The sequence below is a fragment of the Kitasatospora sp. NPDC058965 genome, assembly GCF_042741245.1.
Taxonomy (GTDB): Bacteria; Actinomycetota; Actinomycetes; order Streptomycetales; family Streptomycetaceae; genus Kitasatospora.
Window position 1 is genome coordinate 25,339 of record NZ_JBHYKG010000032.1, and the last position, 17,646, is coordinate 42,984.

Here is a 17,646-nt window from a genome sequence, read left to right on the forward strand (position 1 = left end):
AACTCTCCTACCAGCGAATCGAGTCGATCAGCGCCGCGTGCAGCTGCGGTGTGCAGGCGGCGACGCAGGACCGCTGGTTGAGCGGGCCGATGTCCAGCAGCAGGGTGTCGTGCAGCGGCTTGCCGTAGGCGTCGGTGATGGTGACCCCGGCCCGCTCGGCGAGGAACACCGAGGCCGCGATGTCGTACGGGAACAGGTGCAGGATGCTGCCGTGGCCGACCCGCCGGAAGTCCGCCTCGGTGGCGGGGCGGTCGCGCAGCAGCCGGTTGCCGATGTCGACGTAGGCGTCCATCTGCCCGGTGATGATCCGGGAGATGGAGAACGAGGCGCTGTTGAAGACGTACACGCCACCGGTGTTGGCGGAGGCGTCGATCAGGTGGCCGTAGGCCCCGACCATCAACTCCGCCGGGTGGCCGTTGAACTCCAGCGACCAGAACATCCGGTCGAGGTCGACGGTGCCGGACAGACCCGGCACCGGCACCGGATACCCACTGGACTCGATCCCGGTGCCGTTCGCATCGGCGTAGAGCCAGTGGCCGGACTTGATCTCCTGCAGCATCGCGTACCGGATGTCCCCGATGGTCGGCGCCTCGCTGAACGGCGCCGCGGCGATGGAGACGCAGGCCATCTCCAGGTCGGCGGCCGCGCCCCGGGTGCCGTCGATCGGATCGATGATCAGCACGTGGGCGGGGTTGCGGCCGATCGTGCGCAGTCCCTCGCTCTCGGTGTAGACCGCGACGGGCTCCCCCCGTGCCGTCAGGAAGTCCCAGGCCGCCCGTTCGGCGAGCACGTCGACCGGGAACTCGGCGTCCCCGCCCTTCGCGGTGCCCTGCACGTAGCGGCTGCCGACCTCGTGCAGACCGGTGCGGACGGCTGCCCGGATGTGCAGGGTCAGCTCCTGGACCAGGCCCCTCATGAGACGGAGAGGAAGAGTCGTTCCAACAGGTCGCACATCTCGTCCGCCTCCTGACGGGTCATGACCAGGGCCGGTCGCACCTTCAGCACGTTGCCGTGCCCGTACAGCGAGGTGCGCAGCAGCAGGCCGTGTTCCAGGCCGCGTTCGGCCAGGTGGTTGGTGAGGGCCGGATCGGGTTCGCCGGCGCCGTCCACGATGTCGATGCCGATCATCAGACCGACCCCGCGCACCTCCCGCACGAACGACACCTTCGAGGCCAGGTCGCGCAGGCGGTCGAGCACGTACGCGCCGACGGTCCGCACGTTCTCCAGGAAGCCCGGGCGGCCGATGACCTCCAGCGTCTTCAGTGCGGCCGCGGCGGCCAGCACGTTGCCGCCGAAGGTCGAGTTGATGTGGTGGCCCTCCACGCCGGCCAGCCGCTCCTCGGTGAGGATGCCGGCGATCGGCATCCCCGCGCCGCCGAGGCCCTTGCCGAAGGTCAGCATGTGCGGGGCGACGCCGAAGTGGTCGGCCGCGAACATCTGGCCGGTGCGCCCGAACCCGGTCTGGATCTCGTCGAAGACCAGCACGATCCCGCGCTCGTCGCACAGCTTCTTGAGCGCCTGGAGGTAGCCGTCCGGCGGCACCACGTTGCCGCCGTTGCCGCTGATCGGCTCCACCACCACGCAGGCCACCCGGCCGGTGCTCGCGTAGTCGATGAAGTCGTTGATCCGCTCCACGCACAGCAGGCCGCAGGTGGCCCGCTCCTGCCGGTAGAAGCAGCGCAGGCAGTGCGGATCGGGGACGTGCACCACGCCGGGCAGGTGCGAGGGGAAGGGGGTGCGGCGGAACGCGGCGCCGGAGGCACCGATCATGCCGAGGGTCTGACCGAGGTGGCCGCGGAACAGCGTGACCACGTCCGACTTCCCGGTGTGCACCTGGGCGATCTTGAGCGCGCTCTCGTTGGCGTCGGAGCCGCTGGCCGACTTCAGGTGCACCCGGGTGAGGTTCGGCGGGGAGACCTCGGCCAGTTTCGACACCAGCGCGTTCAGCGGCTCGGTCTGGAACTTGGAGGTGACGTGGATGAGCCGGCCGGCCTGCTCGCGGACCGCCGCCACGACCTCGGGGTGGGCGTAGCCCAGGCTCAGGTTGAAGGTCCCGGACGAGCAGTCGAAGTAGCGTCGGCCGTCCTCGGCGTAGAGGTGGACGCCCTCGCCCTTGACCACCCGGAGCTTGTCCGGGAGGTAGTAGTAGTGCTGGAGCGCATCGTCGGCGTCCTCGGGCACCTGCTGCATCTTCGTGCTGACGGCTTGGGTCATCGGTTTCCCTCTCCGGTTCTTCCTGCTGAGAATTCCGGGCAGATCGACCTGCTCGAACGATTCGAACCGCAGATCCGCCTCGTGGAGGTCGAGGGAGGCGGTCATCGCGTTCGGTACCGCGACGCACCGGATCCCGGCCCGCTTCGCCGCCCGGACGCCGCTGGGCGAGTCCTCGAAGGCGACCGCCCGCTCGGCGGGGACGCCCAGGCTGGCCAGGGCGGCGACGTAGAGGTTCGGCTCGGGCTTCGCGCCGTTGCGGTCCCCGTCGGCGCACTGCACCGTGCTCCAGCCCTCGGCGATGCCGCACTGCCGCGCGTAGCGGGCGATCCACTCCCTGGTCGAGTTGCTGACGATCCCGCGGGAGAGCCCCAGCGCGTCCACCTCGCGCAGGATCCGGTGCACCCCCGGGCGGCTGGACAGCCCGCCGAGCATGTCCCGCTGTCGCCGCTGGACCTGCTCCTGGGCCGCGCGGCGGTCCACCGGACGTCCGGTGAGCCGTTCGAGGTGCGACCACAGGTCGAATCCGATGGTGCCGACGACGGAGGACCACACCTCCGTCGGCAGCGGGTGGCCGAATTCGAGGAAGACCTCCGCATGGGCGCGGAACACCTCGGACTCCGGATCCCACAGCGTCCCGTCGAAATCGAAGAGGACCGCAGCTACGTCCTTCACACACACCTCCGTCGAGAGGCCGGAGCGGCAGATGGCCGCGCAGCCGGGGGACGGTGCGCGGAGGCTCGGACGGCCACGACCCATCATCAGGGCGCTGGCTGCGGCCCGCCATTCATGGTTCGTCAACGTACCCTCCATTGGTGCCGGAGTCGGTGCGTGTACGAGCATCCTGTGCTCTTCTTGGGGTGACGCCGGCGACGGGCCGGCGCGAGAGGCGAGGAACGATGGACGAAGACCAGCGCCCCGCCGGTCGGGCGGCCCGCCCGGGCCGCCCGCGGGTGGCCGTCGTGGGACACGTCGAGTGGACGACGATCGCCGGACTCGACCAGGTGCCCACCGCCGGGGAGGTGATCCACGCGGAGCCGCTCTGGCGCGGGCCCGCGGGCGGCGGCGCGGTCGCGGCGGTCCGGCTGGCCGAGCTGGCCGGCAGCTGCACCTTCTTCACCGCCCTCGGCGACGACCGGACCGGGCGGCGCTCGCGCACCGCACTGGAGCGCCGCGGCGTGCGGGTGCGCGCCGCCGCCCGGCCGGGCCCGACCCGCAAGGCGGTCAGCCTGGTCGACGGCTCCGGCGAACGGACCACGGTCACCCTGGGGCCGCGGCTGGAGCCGACCGCGGCGGATCCCTTCGACTGGGACGAACTGGCCCACCAGGACGCAGTGTTCTTCACCGCCGGGGACGCCGCGCTGCTGCGCCTGGCCCGGCGGGCCGGGGTGCTGGTGGTGACGGCGCGTGAGTTCGCCACCGTGCTGGCGTCCGGCATCCGGGTCGACGCGCTGGTGGGCAGCGGCTGCGATCCGGCGGAGCGCCACGACCCGGCGGCGCTGCCGACCCCGCCCGACCTGGTGGTGAGCACCGAAGGCGGGCGCGGCGGCGTCTTCACCCGCGGCGGCCGGGGCCCCCGCCGGTACCGGCCGGCTCCCGCACCGGGCCCGCTGGTCGACACCTACGGGGTCGGGGACACCTTCGCGGCCGTCCTCACCTACGCGCTCGCCACCGGCGCGGCCACGGCCGACGCGATCGCCCTCGCCGCCAGGCACGGCGCGGCCTGCACCGCGCGGCGCGGCCCGTTCGCGGCCGGGCCCGCCCCGGACCGGCAGGCGGCCCGGGCGTGAGGCGGCTCCTGGTGCTGTGGGACATCGACGGCACGCTGATCGACGACGGCGGCACCTGCGGCGCGATCTACCCGCGGGCCTTCGAACGCCTCACCGGCCGGCCCGCCCGCCACCGGGTCGCCACCGCCGGCCGGACCGAACCGGACATCATGGCCGAGCTGTTCGCCCGGCACGGGGTCGGCCCGGTCGAGCCGGGCCGGGTGACCGCCGAACTGGTGGCCCAGCTGCGCCGGGTGGCCACCGAACTCGCCACCGCCGGAGGGGTGTTGCCCGGGGCGCTGGAGGCCCTGCGGGCGGTGGGGGAGGACGGCGGTGTGGTGCAGTCCGTGCTGACCGGGAACCTGCGGGCCAACGCCGCCCTGAAACTACGGCTGTTCGGGTTGGCGGAGTCGGTGGACCTCGACATCGGCGGCTACGGCGACGACGCCCGCGCCCGCCCGGCCCTGGTGCCGGTCGCCCGGCGGCGCGCCGCGGGCGCGTACGGGCAGGAGTTCGCCGCCGACACCACCGTGCTGATCGGCGACACCCCGCGGGACGTGCAGGCCGGGCGGGTCGGCGGGGCCCGGGTGATCGCGGTCGCCTCGGGTGCGAGCAGCGCCGCCGAGCTGGCGGCGGCGGGGGCCGACACGGTGCTGCCGGACCTGCGCGACACCGCCGCGGTGCTCCGCGCCCTCCGGGCGGTGCGACCGGCCGAACGGAGCACCCGGTGAACCACCGCGAGCTGGGCCTGGTCTCGGTCGTGATGCCCGCACACAACGCCGAGAGCACCCTCGATGCCCAGCTGGCGGCGCTGAACTGCCAGACCTACCAGGGCCCGTGGGAAGTCGTCGTGGTCGAGAACGGATCGAGCGACGGTACCCGCGCGCTGCTCCGCTCCTGGCAGCAGGGGATGCCGCAGCTGCGGGTGGTCGAGGCCGCCGAGGGCCTCGGCGTCAACCGCGCGCGCAACCTCGGCTGCCGGAGTGCGCGCGGCGAGTTGGTGCTCTGCTGCGACGCGGACGACGTGGTGGCGCCCGGATGGATGGCCGGCCTGGTCGACGCGCTGCGGACCAGCCCGGCCGTCGGGGGTGCCCTCGAACGCCGCGAGCTCAACGGGCCGGTGGCCCTCGCCGCGCGCCCGCCGAAGGAGTCCGACGCCCTGCTCGACACCTTCGCCTTCCTGCCGTACCCGCCGGGTGCCAACTGCGGCTTCCACAAGGCCCTGTGGAGCCGCCTGGACGGCTTCGACGAGAGCTACCGCTACGGCAGCGACGACGTCGAGTTCTTCTGGCGCGCCCAACTGGCCGGGGGCCGCCTGGCCTTCGCCCCGAGCGCCGTGGTGCACTACCGGCTCCGCGGCGAGCTGCGCCCCATCGCCCGTCAGCTCTACCGGTACGGCCGCTCGCACCCCAAGCTCTACCGGGACTTCGCCGACCGCGGCATGCCCCCCTCCCACCTCGGCGAGGCCGCCGCGGCCTGGTGGCGGCTCCTGGTGCGCCTGCCCGACCTGGCCGGCCCGGCCGAGCGCCGCGCCGCCGTGCTGGGTCAACTCGCCATGCGCGCAGGCCGGGTGGTCGGCAGCGCCCGGTACCGGCGGTGCTACCTGTAGCCGTCCCGGTCGGCGGCCTCCCGGAGCGATCCGTACGCCCGTCCGGGTCCAGGGGCGGTGGCCCCGGGGTGGTCGGCCCGGCGGCGGGCCTGACGGGTCCTCACCACCCGGGTGCCCCGGCGGTTCTACCGGGTGTTCGCCCGGACCGTTGACTAGCCTGGGAGGCGCCGAACGAACGGCAGGAACCGCCCCGCCCTCCGGGAGCGGCCCCGCCCCACCGGTGGTCCGGCGGCGGACGCACCCCGGACGGAAGAGTGGACCGTGCGCACTGCTCCCAGCGGATCCTCGCGCTACCTGGTGCTGGCGGCGATGATCTTCGCCGTCGCGATGACCTTCATCGACCAGACCATCGTGTCGATCGCCGTACCGAACATCCAGCACGAGCTGAAGCTGACCAGCACGGGCGTGCAGTGGGTGGTCAACGCCTACCTGCTCACCCTGGCGGCGTTCTTCGCCTTCGGCGGCCGGCTCGCCGACACCGCCGGCCACCGCAGGACGGTGGTGCTCGGGGTGCTGATCTTCGCCGGGGCCTCCGCCTGCTGCGGCCTCACCCCGACCGGCAGCCTGGCCGAGGCGTGGCTGATCGCCTTCCGCGCCGTCCAGGGCTTCGGCGGCGCCGTCATGTTCCCGGCGGCGCTGGCGATCGTGGTGCAGAACTTCGCGCTGCGCGAGCGGGGGCGGGCGCTGGCCCTGTTCTTCGGCATCGCGGGCGGCCTGACCGCGATCGGACCGGTCCTCGGCGGCTACCTGACCGAATGGACCTGGCGAGCCATCTTCTGGGTGAACCTGCCGGTGGCGGCGATCGCGCTGGTGCTGATCGTCGTCTCCAAGCCGGTCACGGAGAGCCGGCCGGCCCCGATGGACTACCGGGGCCTGGCGCTGATCGCCGGCGGGGTCGCGCTGAGTGTCTTCGGCTTCCAGCAGTCGCAGGTCTGGGGCTGGTCGAACCCGGCGATCGGGATCTGCATCGCGGCCGGGTTCCTGCTGCTGGTCGTCTTCGCATTCGTCGAGAAGCGCACCGCCTCGCCGCTGATCCGGGTGGACATCTTCCGGATCCGGGCGTTCTCCGTGCAGAACCTCGTGCTCGGCATCTCGATGCTGGTCTTCGTCCCGGTGTTCTTCTTCTCCAGCGAGTACGCGCAGATCGCCCTGGGCGACTCCGCGTCGCACGCCGGCATCTTCCTGCTCTACTTCTTCCTCGGGTTCGTCGTCGCCTCGCAGATCGGCGGCCGGATGCTCGACCGGGGCGGCGCGAAGCGGCCGGTGGTGCTCGGGTGCGTCCTGGCCGCGGTCGGGTTCTACCTGTGGGCGGGCGACGCGACCACGCTGAGCTTCGACAAGCAGCAGTGGGACGTCGTGCTGGCCGGCGCGGGCATGGGCTTCATGCTCACGCCCGCCAGCACGGACGCGGTCAACCGCGCCTCCCGCCTGTCCTACGGCGAGGCGACCGGCATCACCCAGACGGTCCGCAACTACGCCGCGAGCCTGGGACTGGCCGTGCTGGGCACGGTCCTGGTCACCGACCTGCGCTCCCGGCTGACCAGCTCCCTGACCGCCCAGGGCGTGCCCCAGGAGCAGGCGGCCGCCGCGGCCGGTCACCTCTCCCAGGTCCAGGCACAGAGCGGCGGCAGCGGGGGCACCGCGGGCATCCCGCAGTTCTTCCGGGCCGACTTCGCCCACGCCACCCAGACCGTCCTCTACTGGATGGCGGCCATCATGGCCGCGGCCGCCGTGGTGGCGGTGCTCGGCCTGCGCCCGGGTCGGCAGACGGAGCCGGCCGCCGAGCAGGAGGGGGCCCCGACGACCGAAGGCGAGCCGGGCCAGGTCTGACGCCCGCGACCCGACGGTCCGTCACACCGCACCGGCTTGCGGGCGGTGACGCAAGGTCGGCGCGGGAACGTGTGTGCCCTTCCTGGCGCATGCGAGTTGACACCAGGGCGACCGCTGAAACGCTGGCCCGCGGCCTCTGCTCCGAATCACACCTGGAGCGCGGAGAAACCCCACGGACCGCAGTGGGGTCAGCAGGCGAGGCCGCGTTGGGTTTCTGTGTCGGTGACGTGGCCGTGCTGGTAGTCGATCTCGGCCTGGGCGAGGGCTGCGTAGTGGCTGACGGTTTCGGGGCCGAGCAGCGAGGGCGCGTTGGCGTTGAAGCCGGCCAGGGCGTGGTCGAGGGTGCGCGGTAGGTGAGGTGCATCGGTGTGGTAGGCGTTACCGGTCTCGGTGGGCGGGGGCGTGGAGTGCTGGGTGATGCCGTCGCGGATCGCTGCCAGAGCTGCGGCCAGGGCGAGGTAGGGGTTGGCGTCGGCGCCGGGCACGCGGATCTCCAGGCGGGTGTTGGCGCCGGTACCGGCGATCCTGACGGCGCAGGTGCGGTTGTCGGGTCCCCAGGTCCAGCGAGCCGGTGCGAAGACCTGGCCGGTATAGCGCTTGTAGGAGTTGGTGGTCGGGGCGTACAGGACTGCCAGGTGCGGGAGGTTGTTCAGCAGGCCCGCCACGGCGTGCTGGCCGAGCTGGGACAGCCCGGCCAGGCCTGGCCCGGGCGTGATCGGTGTGTCGCCGCGCCACAGGGACAGGTGGATGTGGAGGCCGTTGCCGATGCCGTTCTGGGGTGCGGCCATGAAGACGGGGGCGAGGTGGTGGGTGTCACCGAGGGTGCGGGCGGCGTGCTTCATCAGGAGGTGCTGGTCGCAGGCCTGCATGGGCTCGCTGTGGTGGAACGTCAGCTCGACCTGGCCGGGCGCGGTCTCGGCCTTGACGGCTTCGACGGGAAGGCCGGCCGTGCGCATCGCGGTGCGCAGGGCCCGGGTGAAGGCGCGGACGGCTGGAGGGTGGTCGAGGGCGAAGTCCGAGCTGGTCCCGGTGGCCGGCTTCCACCCGGCGGCGGGGAGCTTGGCGAGGTTGCTCGCGCGGCCCTGGTAGAGCATGAACTCGCTCTCCAGCGCGCAGCGGGCGTGGTAGCCGAGCTCGGCCAGCAGGGCGAGTTGGTGGCGCAGGACGGCGCGCGGGGCGATCGGCAGGTCGGTGCCGGCGGAATCGATCGGGTCGGCCAGCAGCAGGGCTGTGCCGGGCAGCCAGGGCAGCGGCCGCCAGGTGCCGTGGTCCAGGCGCAGGGTCAGGTCGCCGTAGCGGTGGCGGCGGGAGTAGCCGGGGACGGGGGTCATGCCGAGGTCGGTGGCCAGCAGGTAGGCGGGGGCCTGAAGGGTGCAGGCCGAGGCCAGGTGGGCCCGGTAGTGGATGGCGTCGATCTCTTTGCCCTTGAGTCGGCCGTGGGGGTCGACGGTTGCGACCAGCACGGTGTCCAGCTGCTCGGCGCCGAGGTCGTAGGGGGCGGCGGACTGGGGCATCGGTGCTCTCCTCGCATGTCGGCTGGCGGTTGGTGCACGTGGTCCGAGCGGCGGTCGGTCTGGCGGGCGGGGTGGCGGAAGCCGCGGCCGTGAGTGCTGCACAGCCTGCTATCGTCCAGCTACTGCCGGGCAGGGGCGGACGGCCCGTGCCAGATGTTTGGGAGCTGCTCTCGTGAACGACGTCCCCGCCCGTGTGCCGTTCCGTCAGGACCGTGCTTTCCGGCTGCTGGTGACGGGGGGTGGGACGGGTGGGCATACCTACCCGGCCCTGACTGCGCTGCGGGCGCTTCAGGCCCGGCTGGCCCTCGACGGGCGGGGCCTGGAGGCGCTGTGGGTCGGCACGGCCGCGGGTCTGGAGGCCCGGGTCTCGGCAGCGGAGCAGATCCCGTTCGAGACGGTGGCGACCGGCAAGGTGCGGCGCAGCAGCAACCCGTTGAAGTTGATGTCGCCGGCCAATGTGAAGGACATGGGCCGGGTGCCGCTGGGTGTGGTGCAGGCCCGGTCGATCGTGGCCCGGTTCGAGCCGGACGTGGTGCTGGCGACCGGGGGGTACGTGGCGGTGCCGGTGGGCCTGGCGGCCGCGGCGTGCCGTCGGCCGTTGGTGGTGCACGAGCAGACCGTGCGCCTGGGGTTGGCGAACAAGGCGCTGGCGCGGGTGGCGACCTGCATGGCGGTGTCCTCGGAGTCGACGCTGGATCTGCTGCCGGAAGGGGCTCGGCAGTCGGCGGTGGTCACGGGGAATCCGGTGCGCCCGGAGGTGCTGGCCGGGCACCGGGAGAAGGCTGTCGAGGCACTGGGCCTGTGGGGCTTCGACCTGGCGCGCCCGACGGTGTACGTCACCGGCGGGGCGCAAGGCTCGCAGCAGATCAACACCCTGGTGCGGGAGGTGCTGGCCTGGCTGCTGCCGCACGCGAACATCGTCCACCAGTGCGGGCCAGCCCACGAGGAGGAGTTGCGCCGCCACGCTGCCTCGCTGCCGCCGGAGCTGGCGGGCCGCTACGTGGTGACCGGGTTCGTCGGGCCGGAGCTGCCGGACGTGCTGGCGCTGGCCGACGTGGTGATCTCCCGCTCCGGTGCCGGCACGATCGCGGAACTGACCGCGCTGGGCAAGGCCTCCGTGCTCATCCCGCTGGCCACCTCCGCCGGCAACGAGCAGGAGCACAACGCCCGCCACTTGGTCGGCGCCGGCGCCGCGGCGGCCCTGCTGGGCCAGGCCACCCCGGCTGCGTTGCGCGAGGCGCTGGCCCCGCTGCTGGCGGACCCGGCCAGCCGCGCCGCGATGGCGCAGCAGGCCCGGTCCTTCGGGCGCCCGGACGCCGCCGAGCGCCTGGTCGACGTGCTGCTGAACGCGGTGGCCGGCGCGCGCCGCTAAGGAAGGTGCCGGGCCGCGCCCTGCTCGATCGTCGCCACGCACTCCAGGAACGCCGGGTAGGCGTCCTGCCAGGGGTCGTGGACATCGGCGTCGTGCAGGTACAGGCTCAGCTTGGCGGCGGTGGCCGGGTCGGCCGTGGCCTGCAGTTCGGCGAGCACGGCACGGTCCATCGCCAGCACGGTGTCAGCCCAGGTGAGCATGTGGCCGTTGACCTTGACCGCGGTGTGGTCTTGGATGTCGTAGCCGTACTCGGCGCCGGCCCGGACCATGTTGGTGTGCGCGCCCTTGCCGACGTGGCGCTCGCGCAGTCCTGCCGAGTGGACGGCCACCCGGTCGCCGCCGAGACGGGCCAGGATCGCGGCGGCGATCGGGGATCGGTTGTGGTTGCCCAGGCAGACCACGAGAATGCGGTGCCGCCGCGGGAAGCGGCCTCGGTTGGTCTCCAAGGCCGTGGGAGCTGGGGTGGTCGGATCAGTCACCGGGGTTCTCCAGATGGCGTGGCGGGCTGATGGCCTTCACGGCCTGCCGCAGCGCGGCGACGGCTTGGCCGATGCCGCTGTCGTCTAGGCCGGGATGGAAGGGCAGGCTGATGATCTGACCGGCGACCTGCTCGGTGGCAGGCAGGGCCCGGTGCCAGCGGGCGAAGGCGGGCTGCGTGTGGTTGGGCGGGTAGTGCACGCCCACCCCGATGCCCTGTCGGTGCAGGGCCCGGAAGACCGCGTCGCGCGAGCGGCTGTCGGGGAGGCGGACCACGCAGTTGAACGGCACGGATCGGTCCACACCTACGTCGACCAGGGCGACGCCCTCCAGGACCGACAGTTCCCGCTGGTAGGTACGCCACAGATGCTGCCGGCGGGCGGCGATGGCGGGGAAGTGCTCCAACTGCACCAGGCCGATGGCCGCGTTGATCGGGGACAGGTCGAAGCGCAGGCCAGGCCCGGCCACGGTGTACGACGTGGCACCGGCACGCTCGGCCGCACTCTGCTCGACCCCGAACAGGCGCAGGCGCCGCGCGTGCGCGGCCTCCTCGCGGGTGCGGGGGACGATCGCTCCGCCCTGACCGGTCGTCAGGTTCTTGATCGGGTCGAAGGAGAAGCAGGTGGCCACGTCGGTGTCGGCGCCGACCCGCCCGGTGGCGGTCCGCGAACCGAAGGCGTGCGCGGCGTCCTGGACCACGACGACGCCGCGCTGCCGCAGTTGGTTGTGGATGACGGTGAGGTCGACGGCCCGGCCGCCGTACAGGACCGGCATCACAGCTCTTGTGGCGGGGGTGAGCGCGTCCAGTACTGTCTGCGCAGTGACGCACAGTGTGTCGGGGTCCACCTCTGCGAAGCGCGGGACCGCGCCGGTGAACAGGATCGTCTGGACGGAGGCGGCGAAGGTCAACGACGGGAGGACCACCTCGTCGCCGGGCCCGATTCCGTTCGCCAGCAGCGCCACCAACAGGGCCGCGGTGCCGGATGAGAGTGCCACCACGTCCTGGACACCGAGGTAGTCGGCCAAGGCTCGCTCGAACTGCTCGGTGACCGGGCCGTGCCCCCACTGCCCGCTCGCCAGCACCTCGGACATCGCCTGCACCTCGGGGCCGTGCAGGAACGGGGCGGCGTTTCGCGCGATGCCACCCGAGGCCGGTGCGCTGGTCATCGCTGCTCCGCCGGGACGGTGCGCGCCCTGGTGGACAGCACGGCCACGTACTTGGTGAGGAACACGCCCGCCCGGTAAGCGAGCCGGTTATGTTCGACGGGCCGGCCGAGCAGGCCGTTGAGGTACTGCCCGACCAGATCGGCGCCGGCGACTTCGCTCAGCGCGAACCCGGCGGCGAACCTGGCGTTGATCTCGGTCATGACGACCCGGGCACCGGTGCTGCCGCCGGTGATGAAGCCCTGCACGTCGCACGGCCACCGCGCCGACGGCGGCCAGGGTCTGCCGGACGCTTTCGGCAGCCTCCTCGTCGTGGAAGGTGGTGGCCACCATCGACAGCCCCCCGGCCACCCACAGCCGCCTGCGCAGTACGACCGAGGCGCGCCCGGCCCGGTCGACCAGGCAGTCGGCGGAGAACTCGAACCCGTCCAGGCGCTGCTGCACGATCGGGTCCGGCGCTAGCTGGCACAGCACCCGGGCCTGCTCGGCACTGTCGCAGTAGTAGAGGTCCTTGGCGCCCTGGCCGCGGCGGGGTTTGACGACCAGTCGGACCCCGGCGGGCAGCCGGTCGATTTCCGTGGGCAGCACGGTGGCCGGGGTGGGGACCTGGTGCGCGGCCAGGACCTGGTGGAAGGTCCACTTGTCGGTCGAGGCCGCGACCGCGGCCGGGGTGGGGAGCCAGGTGCGCACCCCGGCGGCTGCCAGCGTGTCCTTGAGGCTGAGCAGGCGGGCCAGCTCGTGCTCGACGGTCGGCACGACCGCCTCGATCTGCAGGTCTGCGCAGACCTGGAGCAGGTCGGCCTCGTAGTCGACGGGGCTGTCGGCCCGCGCGACGAGGCGGGTGGTGATGCCGGGGGCCAGCAGGCCGGGAGCGAGCGGGTTCGCGTCTGTGCCGGCGACCTTGTGGCCACGCTCGGCCAGCGTAAGGGCCAGGTCCAGGCCGGGGGCTCCGCCGACCCCGGTGACCAGCAGCCGCACCGGCCGTTCTTCGGGTTCACGCTGCACGGTGTGTCCCATCTCTGTGGCGGGTGCGGGTCGGTCAGACAGCGGCCGGCAGGGCGGCGGGCACGGTGCTCCACCACTGGGGGTTGTGTCGGTACCAGTCGACGGTGCGCTCCAGGCCCTCCTGGAAGTCGTGCATCGGCTGGTAGCCGAGGTTCTCGGCGGCCTTGCGCCAGTCCATCGCGTAGCGGATGTCGTTGGCAGGTCGGTCGTTCACGTACCGCACCGAGTCCCAGGTGCTGCCGGTGATGCGCAGCAGCATGCCGGTCAGCTCGTTGGTCGTCAGGTCGGTCCCGCCGCCCAGGTTGTAGACCTCGCCGGGCACCCCCTTGCGCAGCACCAGCTCGACGCCCTGGCAGTTGTCCTCGACGTGCAGCCAGTTGCGCACGTGCTGCCCGTTGCCGTGGATGGTGACCTGCTCGCCGCGCAGCAGCCGGGCGGTGAACAGGGGGATCAGCTTCTCCGGGTACTGGCAGGGCCCGTAGTTGTTCGAGGAGCGGGTCACACACACCGGCACGCCGTAGCTGTGGCCGTAGGCCAGGGCGATCATGTCGCCGCCGGCCTTCGAGGCCGAGTACGGCACGGTGGGCCGCAGCGGGTCCCCCTCGCGGGCGCAGCCCGCCGGCAGTGGCCCGTACACCTCGTCGGTGGAGGCGTGGACGAACTTGCGGATCCCGTGCCGGCGCGCGGACTCCAGCAGGGTCTGGGTGCCGTGCACGTTGGTGGCCACGAAGCTGCCGGCGTCGGTGAGAGAGCGGTCTACGTGGGACTCGGCGGCGAAGTGCACCACGGCGTCGTGCCGACTCATGAGCGCGTCGACCAGCACTTGGTCGAGGATGTTGCCGTGGACGAACTCGAGGCGCGGATCATCCTGCAGGTCGCGCAGGTTGGCCAGGTTCCCGGCGTAGGTGAGCGCGTCGATCACGGTCACCTTGGCGATGTCACCGGAGGCCAGCAGACGGCGCACGAAGTGGCTGCCGATGAAGCCGGCGCCGCCGGTGACGAGGACGTTCTCCATGATCGATCCCATCTCTTTTGGGGTGGACTGCGGGGTGCGGCGGACGGTGCGTCAGCCTGGGGTAGGCGCGTCGTGGGGCAGCAGCTGTCGATCGAGGGCCTGCCGCAGGCTCAGCGGCGCCCGGGTGCCGAGGACCGGTGCGATGTCGGTCGGCCAGGCGATCCCGAGCTCGGGGTCCAGTGGGTCGAGCGTGTGCTCGCGGGCCGGATCGTGCGGCTGGGAGAGCAGGTAGACCACGGTCGTGTCGTCGGCGAGCGCGAGGCAGGCGTGTCCGAGCCCCTCGGCGAGCAGCAGCGCCGCGGGTTCCCGCCCGGTCAGGTGCTGCAGGTGCCAGCGGCCGAACGTCGGCGAGCCGACCCTCAGGTCCACCACCGCGTCCAGCACTGCGCCGCGCACGCAGCTGACGAGCTTGGCCTGCCCCGGCGGGCTCTGGGCGAACGCGATCCCGCGCAGGGCCCGGCGTCGGGACACGAACACGTTGGCCTGCTGCGGCATGAGGTTGAACCCGGCGCACTCCCGCAGCACCTGAGGGGTGAACAGCTCGGTGACGCTACCGCGCCTGTCGCTCCGTACGGCCGGTGTAACCGCCCACGCACCGGCGATACCCAGTGCGGACGCCACCGGTCTGGACGCAAGAGGATCAGCCGACTGCACAACGGCTCCTTCCGGGGACTGGCCCGCTCGGGCCGGGACTGTCGGGGCCCGCCTGGCCCGCATCCCGAAGCACGTCACATGAGGTGACGGCTGATCAGCAGACCGTGGCGGCGTGGATCCAGGAGACCGCGAGGCCACCGTCATCGGAAGCCGCCGGGCGTTGCCTGGCGGTGCCCGCAGTTGCCTCCGGTTGCCTCTCTGCGCGGCAGTCTGGCCAGCAGCCGCGCCCGGCAGGACACTGGTGAACCATCCGTGTGCGGGAGGTCAGATGACGAGCACCGTGGCCATGCAGCTCACATATCTGCTGGCCCGTCGTCGCAGCACGGCCGAGGCTTACCTGCTCCGCGTCGCCGAGCGCCATAAGAAGCTCGGCTTCGGCTCCCTGGCGGCTGGGAAGTGGAAGTTCACCCGCTGGAAGAACGGCGTCACCCCCGAGCTCGGCACCCAGCTCGCGATGGCAGACCTGGAGGGCGTCCCCGCCCATGAGGTCCTCGCCCGGGGCTGGCCGGCCTGGCTCGATCTGGTCGCTGCCGACGACGACCACCTGTTCTTCGCATCCCCCTGGACCACCGCGGGTACCGTCAAAGCACTGGAGAAGGTGGGAGCTCAGGTGAACCGCGACCGCAGAGACTTCGTCATCACCTCGGGCGCTGTACTGGGCGCCGTCGCCACCGGCTGGGCCGCCGCGCCGCCCGCCCACATCCCCCTGCCCCGCCAAGGTCGGCGCGTCGACGCCGCGGTCCCCGCCGCCTTCCACGCCCGCCTGGCCGTCCTGCGCCGCCTGGACGACCAGGTCGGATCGGGCCAGGTCTACGGCTCCGCCGTCGCCGAACTAAAAATGATCACCGATGTGATCAAGGAGTGCTCCTACACCGAACCCGTCGGTCGCCAGCTGTACTCCGCCGCCGCCGAAGCCTCGCGCTCGGCCGGCTGGACCGCCTACGACAGCGGCCACCATGCCACCGCCGAACGCCACTTCGCCGCGGCCCTGCGCGCCTCAGCCAGCGCCGCCGACCCCGTCGTCGGCGTCAACACCCTTGCCTTCTGGGCGATCCAGCACTACAGCACCGGAGACCCCCGCGGAGCCGTTGCCTTGGTCGAAGCTGCCCAGGCACAGGCCCCCCGGATCGGCTCCGCCCGCATGACTGCGATGCTCCATGCCCGCGCCTGTCGTGCCTACGCTCATGCCCGCGACCACCGGGCCGCCGATCGGCAGGCCAACGCCGCACTGGACGCCTACAGTAGTGCCGGCCCTGTTGCCGAGGACCCCGACTGCGTCTATTGGTTCAACCTCGGCGAAGCGTTCCAGCTCCTGGGTTCCTCTGCCCTCAATCTCAGCCAGCCGGGCCGGGCTCTGCGGCACTTCGAGGAGGCCACCGCTGCGCACAGTACCGAGGTCTACAACGGAGAGGCCTTCCCCCGCGGCTATGCCATCTATCTCGCGCGCCAGGCGGACGCCCGCCTCGCCCTGTCCGACATCGACGGCGCCGTCGACACCGCACACCAGGCCGTCGAACACATGGGCGGTGTCAGCTCTTCGCGGGGGACCAGTACCCTCAACGACCTGCGGACCAAACTCACGGATCACCAGGACGTGCCCTCCGTCCGGGACTTCCTCGCCTACACGACCTGAACCGCGGCGGCGCCCGCTGGACGTGCTCGGACCGGCCTGGTCATCCCGCACCGACGTTCCAGGGGCGGCGAACCCACCCAGTGGCGGGCGAGCGCAGTTGGAGGCACGAACAAGTCCGCTCCCGGGTTGAGCACATCTTCGCCACGATGAAGACGTGGAAGATCCTCCATGGCTGTCGACTCAAGGGCGCTGGCGTCCACCTCACCATGCTCGGCATCGCCCGCCTGCACAACCTCCAGGACTGGCTGGGTCCCACACTGCTGGTCGATCGGCCATGCCTGAAGCCCTCTCGAAGATCTGTTGAGGGGCAGTCCTTGGGGTCAAGCCACGGTCGCTGTCGGGCCTCCGTGCAAGCCGGGTCGGCCGGCAAGCTCAGGAATAGCTCAAATGGAAACCTCAGAGAAAGCTCAATAATCCGGCATATCCACAGGTGAGGCCGCAGAATTGGCCATTGTTTCGCCGTGCAAATAAGCGGTGGCTGCCAATCCGCTTGCGTTTCGCGAAGTTTTTCATTGACAGGAACGTCGGCCGCGGGCCAGTATCTGGCCATGGGAAATCGGGGGATTATCCGGCTCGTGACCCGCGCTCATGTCGACCTTGTCCGACAGGCCAGCGCGCTCTGTCCGAGCTGACCGGAGCAGGTGCGGCGCGGGGCGGCTGAGGCCGTTCCCGCAGTTCCGCGGCGCGGACGGCGCTGTCGTGCGTTTCCGTCCGCCGTGCACCTCCTCCCTCTCCTCCGTTTTTCGAAGCCGATCGACCGGGCCCGCTCGGCGGGCCCGTACATTCCGTGCGGCATTTCCGTGCCGTGTTCCGCGGAATCGGCTCATTTGTCGACGGCCGCAGATCGGCGGCCGTTTTTCTCCGAAGAGGAATGGACATTCGTCATGAGTATGCGCAAGACAATCATCGGCTCGGTCGCTGCCGCGGGCATCGCCGCGCTCTCGCTCGGCCTGCTCGCCTCCCCGGCGTCCGCCGACGGCTGGAGCCCGCGGTCCACGATCAGCGCGGGGGCCGGCAACCAGTACGAGGAGTTGAGCGCCGGCATCTGGCTGACCGCCGCGTCCTCCACCCAGTGGCGGCTGGGGGAGTGGGACGTCACGACGTACCGCTCGCCCACCACCACCGCCTCGTGGAACGACGAGCGGGCCGAGGTCGTCCAGGTCACCAGCGGCGGCCGCGCCCTGGCCAAGTTCGACACCGGTGCCCTGTCCAACGACAACGCTGACTACCAGTTCGACCACGGCGGCCAGCTGGCCGGGCGCGGCAACTCGACCATCTACATCGAGGGCCAGCTCTTCCTGAACCGCTACCCGCAGAGCAAGAGCTCGGGCTCGCGTCCGTTCTAGTCCGGCTGCTTCCCGCTCCTGCGTCACCCCACCGGGCGGTACCGGGC

General features: G+C 71.9%; 15 protein-coding genes and 1 pseudogene. 8 read left to right on the forward strand and 8 right to left on the reverse strand.

Going from position 1 to position 17,646, the window contains the following annotated elements:
* Positions 1 to 7: 7 nt before the first annotated feature.
* Both ACFW1A_RS08415 and ACFW1A_RS08420 read right to left on the reverse strand, forming a co-directional pair.
* Positions 8 to 916, reverse strand: a complete 909-nt coding sequence (locus ACFW1A_RS08415) for an inositol monophosphatase family protein (RefSeq protein ID WP_380406295.1) — start codon at positions 914 to 916, stop codon at positions 8 to 10.
* Positions 913 to 2,886, reverse strand: a complete 1,974-nt coding sequence (locus ACFW1A_RS08420) for an aminotransferase class III-fold pyridoxal phosphate-dependent enzyme (protein ID WP_380406298.1) — start codon at positions 2,884 to 2,886, stop codon at positions 913 to 915. Before ACFW1A_RS08420 ends, ACFW1A_RS08415 begins: the two co-directional genes overlap by 4 nt.
* A 224-nt stretch (positions 2,887 to 3,110) precedes the next feature.
* Here ACFW1A_RS08420 and ACFW1A_RS08425 point away from each other — a divergent pair, with 224 nt between their 5' ends.
* The 4 genes from ACFW1A_RS08425 to ACFW1A_RS08440 all read left to right on the forward strand — a co-directional run bounded on the left by ACFW1A_RS08425 (position 3,111) and on the right by ACFW1A_RS08440 (position 7,419).
* On the forward strand, positions 3,111 to 4,001 hold the full coding sequence (locus ACFW1A_RS08425) for a PfkB family carbohydrate kinase (RefSeq protein ID WP_380406301.1): 891 nt from the start codon (positions 3,111 to 3,113) through the stop codon (positions 3,999 to 4,001).
* Positions 3,998 to 4,711 carry an HAD family hydrolase gene (locus ACFW1A_RS08430; protein WP_380406304.1) on the forward strand — a complete coding sequence of 238 codons (714 nt, stop codon included), beginning with the start codon at positions 3,998 to 4,000 and terminating at the stop codon, positions 4,709 to 4,711. Before ACFW1A_RS08425 ends, ACFW1A_RS08430 begins: the two co-directional genes overlap by 4 nt.
* A complete protein-coding gene (locus ACFW1A_RS08435; RefSeq protein ID WP_380406307.1) occupies positions 4,708 to 5,589 on the forward strand; it encodes a glycosyltransferase family 2 protein in 882 nt (293 codons plus the stop codon). The genes ACFW1A_RS08430 and ACFW1A_RS08435 overlap by 4 nt, the downstream gene beginning before the upstream one ends.
* A gap of 261 nt (positions 5,590 to 5,850) precedes the next feature.
* Positions 5,851 to 7,419, forward strand: coding sequence for an MFS transporter (locus ACFW1A_RS08440; protein WP_380406310.1), 1,569 nt, complete (start codon positions 5,851 to 5,853; stop codon positions 7,417 to 7,419).
* 188 nt (positions 7,420 to 7,607) lie between these two features.
* Here ACFW1A_RS08440 and ACFW1A_RS08445 read toward each other — a convergent pair whose 3' ends face one another.
* The gene (locus ACFW1A_RS08445; protein ID WP_380406313.1) at positions 7,608 to 8,933 is read right to left on the reverse strand and encodes a glutamine synthetase family protein; all 1,326 of its coding nucleotides are present in this window, start codon (positions 8,931 to 8,933) and stop codon (positions 7,608 to 7,610) included.
* 172 nt (positions 8,934 to 9,105) lie between these two features.
* Here ACFW1A_RS08445 and ACFW1A_RS08450 point away from each other — a divergent pair, with 172 nt between their 5' ends.
* Entirely contained in the window at positions 9,106 to 10,305 is a 1,200-nt protein-coding gene (locus tag ACFW1A_RS08450) for a glycosyltransferase (protein WP_380406316.1), read from the forward strand.
* On the opposite strand, the gene ACFW1A_RS08455 is transcribed toward ACFW1A_RS08450, so the two are convergent.
* From ACFW1A_RS08455 to ACFW1A_RS08475, 5 genes are all read right to left on the reverse strand, one after another.
* On the reverse strand, positions 10,302 to 10,784 hold the full coding sequence (locus tag ACFW1A_RS08455; protein ID WP_380406319.1) for a low molecular weight phosphotyrosine protein phosphatase: 483 nt from the start codon (positions 10,782 to 10,784) through the stop codon (positions 10,302 to 10,304). The two genes, ACFW1A_RS08450 and ACFW1A_RS08455, sit on opposite strands and share 4 nt — an antisense overlap.
* Entirely contained in the window at positions 10,777 to 11,949 is a 1,173-nt protein-coding gene (locus ACFW1A_RS08460; protein WP_380406321.1) for a DegT/DnrJ/EryC1/StrS family aminotransferase, read from the reverse strand. The genes ACFW1A_RS08455 and ACFW1A_RS08460 overlap by 8 nt, the downstream gene beginning before the upstream one ends.
* Positions 11,950 to 12,036: 87 nt before the next feature.
* On the reverse strand, positions 12,037 to 12,951 hold the full coding sequence (locus tag ACFW1A_RS08465) for an ATP-grasp domain-containing protein (RefSeq protein ID WP_380406324.1): 915 nt from the start codon (positions 12,949 to 12,951) through the stop codon (positions 12,037 to 12,039).
* Positions 12,952 to 12,985: 34 nt separating this feature from the next.
* On the reverse strand, positions 12,986 to 13,966 hold the full coding sequence (gene rfbB / locus ACFW1A_RS08470; protein ID WP_380406328.1) for a dTDP-glucose 4,6-dehydratase: 981 nt from the start codon (positions 13,964 to 13,966) through the stop codon (positions 12,986 to 12,988).
* A 51-nt stretch (positions 13,967 to 14,017) separates the two neighbouring features.
* On the reverse strand, positions 14,018 to 14,764 hold the full coding sequence (locus tag ACFW1A_RS08475; protein WP_380406333.1) for a dTDP-4-dehydrorhamnose 3,5-epimerase family protein: 747 nt from the start codon (positions 14,762 to 14,764) through the stop codon (positions 14,018 to 14,020).
* A gap of 124 nt (positions 14,765 to 14,888) precedes the next feature.
* Between ACFW1A_RS08475 and ACFW1A_RS08480 the strand changes: the two genes are divergently transcribed.
* The 3 genes and pseudogenes from ACFW1A_RS08480 to ACFW1A_RS08490 all read left to right on the forward strand — a co-directional run bounded on the left by ACFW1A_RS08480 (position 14,889) and on the right by ACFW1A_RS08490 (position 17,599).
* Positions 14,889 to 16,253, forward strand: coding sequence for a transcriptional regulator (locus ACFW1A_RS08480; protein WP_380406336.1), 1,365 nt, complete (start codon positions 14,889 to 14,891; stop codon positions 16,251 to 16,253).
* A gap of 24 nt (positions 16,254 to 16,277) precedes the next feature.
* Positions 16,278 to 16,489, forward strand: a pseudogene (locus ACFW1A_RS08485) (transposase); the annotation flags it as partial.
* A gap of 648 nt (positions 16,490 to 17,137) precedes the next feature.
* Positions 17,138 to 17,599 carry a hypothetical protein gene (locus ACFW1A_RS08490; RefSeq protein WP_380406339.1) on the forward strand — a complete coding sequence of 154 codons (462 nt, stop codon included), beginning with the start codon at positions 17,138 to 17,140 and terminating at the stop codon, positions 17,597 to 17,599.
* Positions 17,600 to 17,646: the final 47 nt, after the last annotated feature.

Excerpts from the sequence above, each read along its gene's own strand:
- ACFW1A_RS08415 (WP_380406295.1), bottom strand. The coding sequence starts at position 916 with ATGAGGGGCCTGGTCCAGGAGCTGACCCTGCACATCCGGGCAGCCGTC.
- ACFW1A_RS08425 (WP_380406301.1), top strand. The coding sequence starts at position 3,111 with ATGGACGAAGACCAGCGCCCCGCCGGTCGGGCGGCCCGCCCGGGCCGC.
- ACFW1A_RS08445 (WP_380406313.1), bottom strand. The coding sequence starts at position 8,933 with ATGCCCCAGTCCGCCGCCCCCTACGACCTCGGCGCCGAGCAGCTGGAC.
- ACFW1A_RS08460 (WP_380406321.1), bottom strand. The coding sequence starts at position 11,949 with ATGACCAGCGCACCGGCCTCGGGTGGCATCGCGCGAAACGCCGCCCCG.
- rfbB (WP_380406328.1), bottom strand. The coding sequence starts at position 13,966 with ATGGAGAACGTCCTCGTCACCGGCGGCGCCGGCTTCATCGGCAGCCAC.
- ACFW1A_RS08475 (WP_380406333.1), bottom strand. The coding sequence starts at position 14,764 with ATGACGGTGGCCTCGCGGTCTCCTGGATCCACGCCGCCACGGTCTGCT.
- ACFW1A_RS08480 (WP_380406336.1), top strand. The coding sequence starts at position 14,889 with ATGACGAGCACCGTGGCCATGCAGCTCACATATCTGCTGGCCCGTCGT.
- ACFW1A_RS08490 (WP_380406339.1), top strand. The coding sequence starts at position 17,138 with ATGAGTATGCGCAAGACAATCATCGGCTCGGTCGCTGCCGCGGGCATC.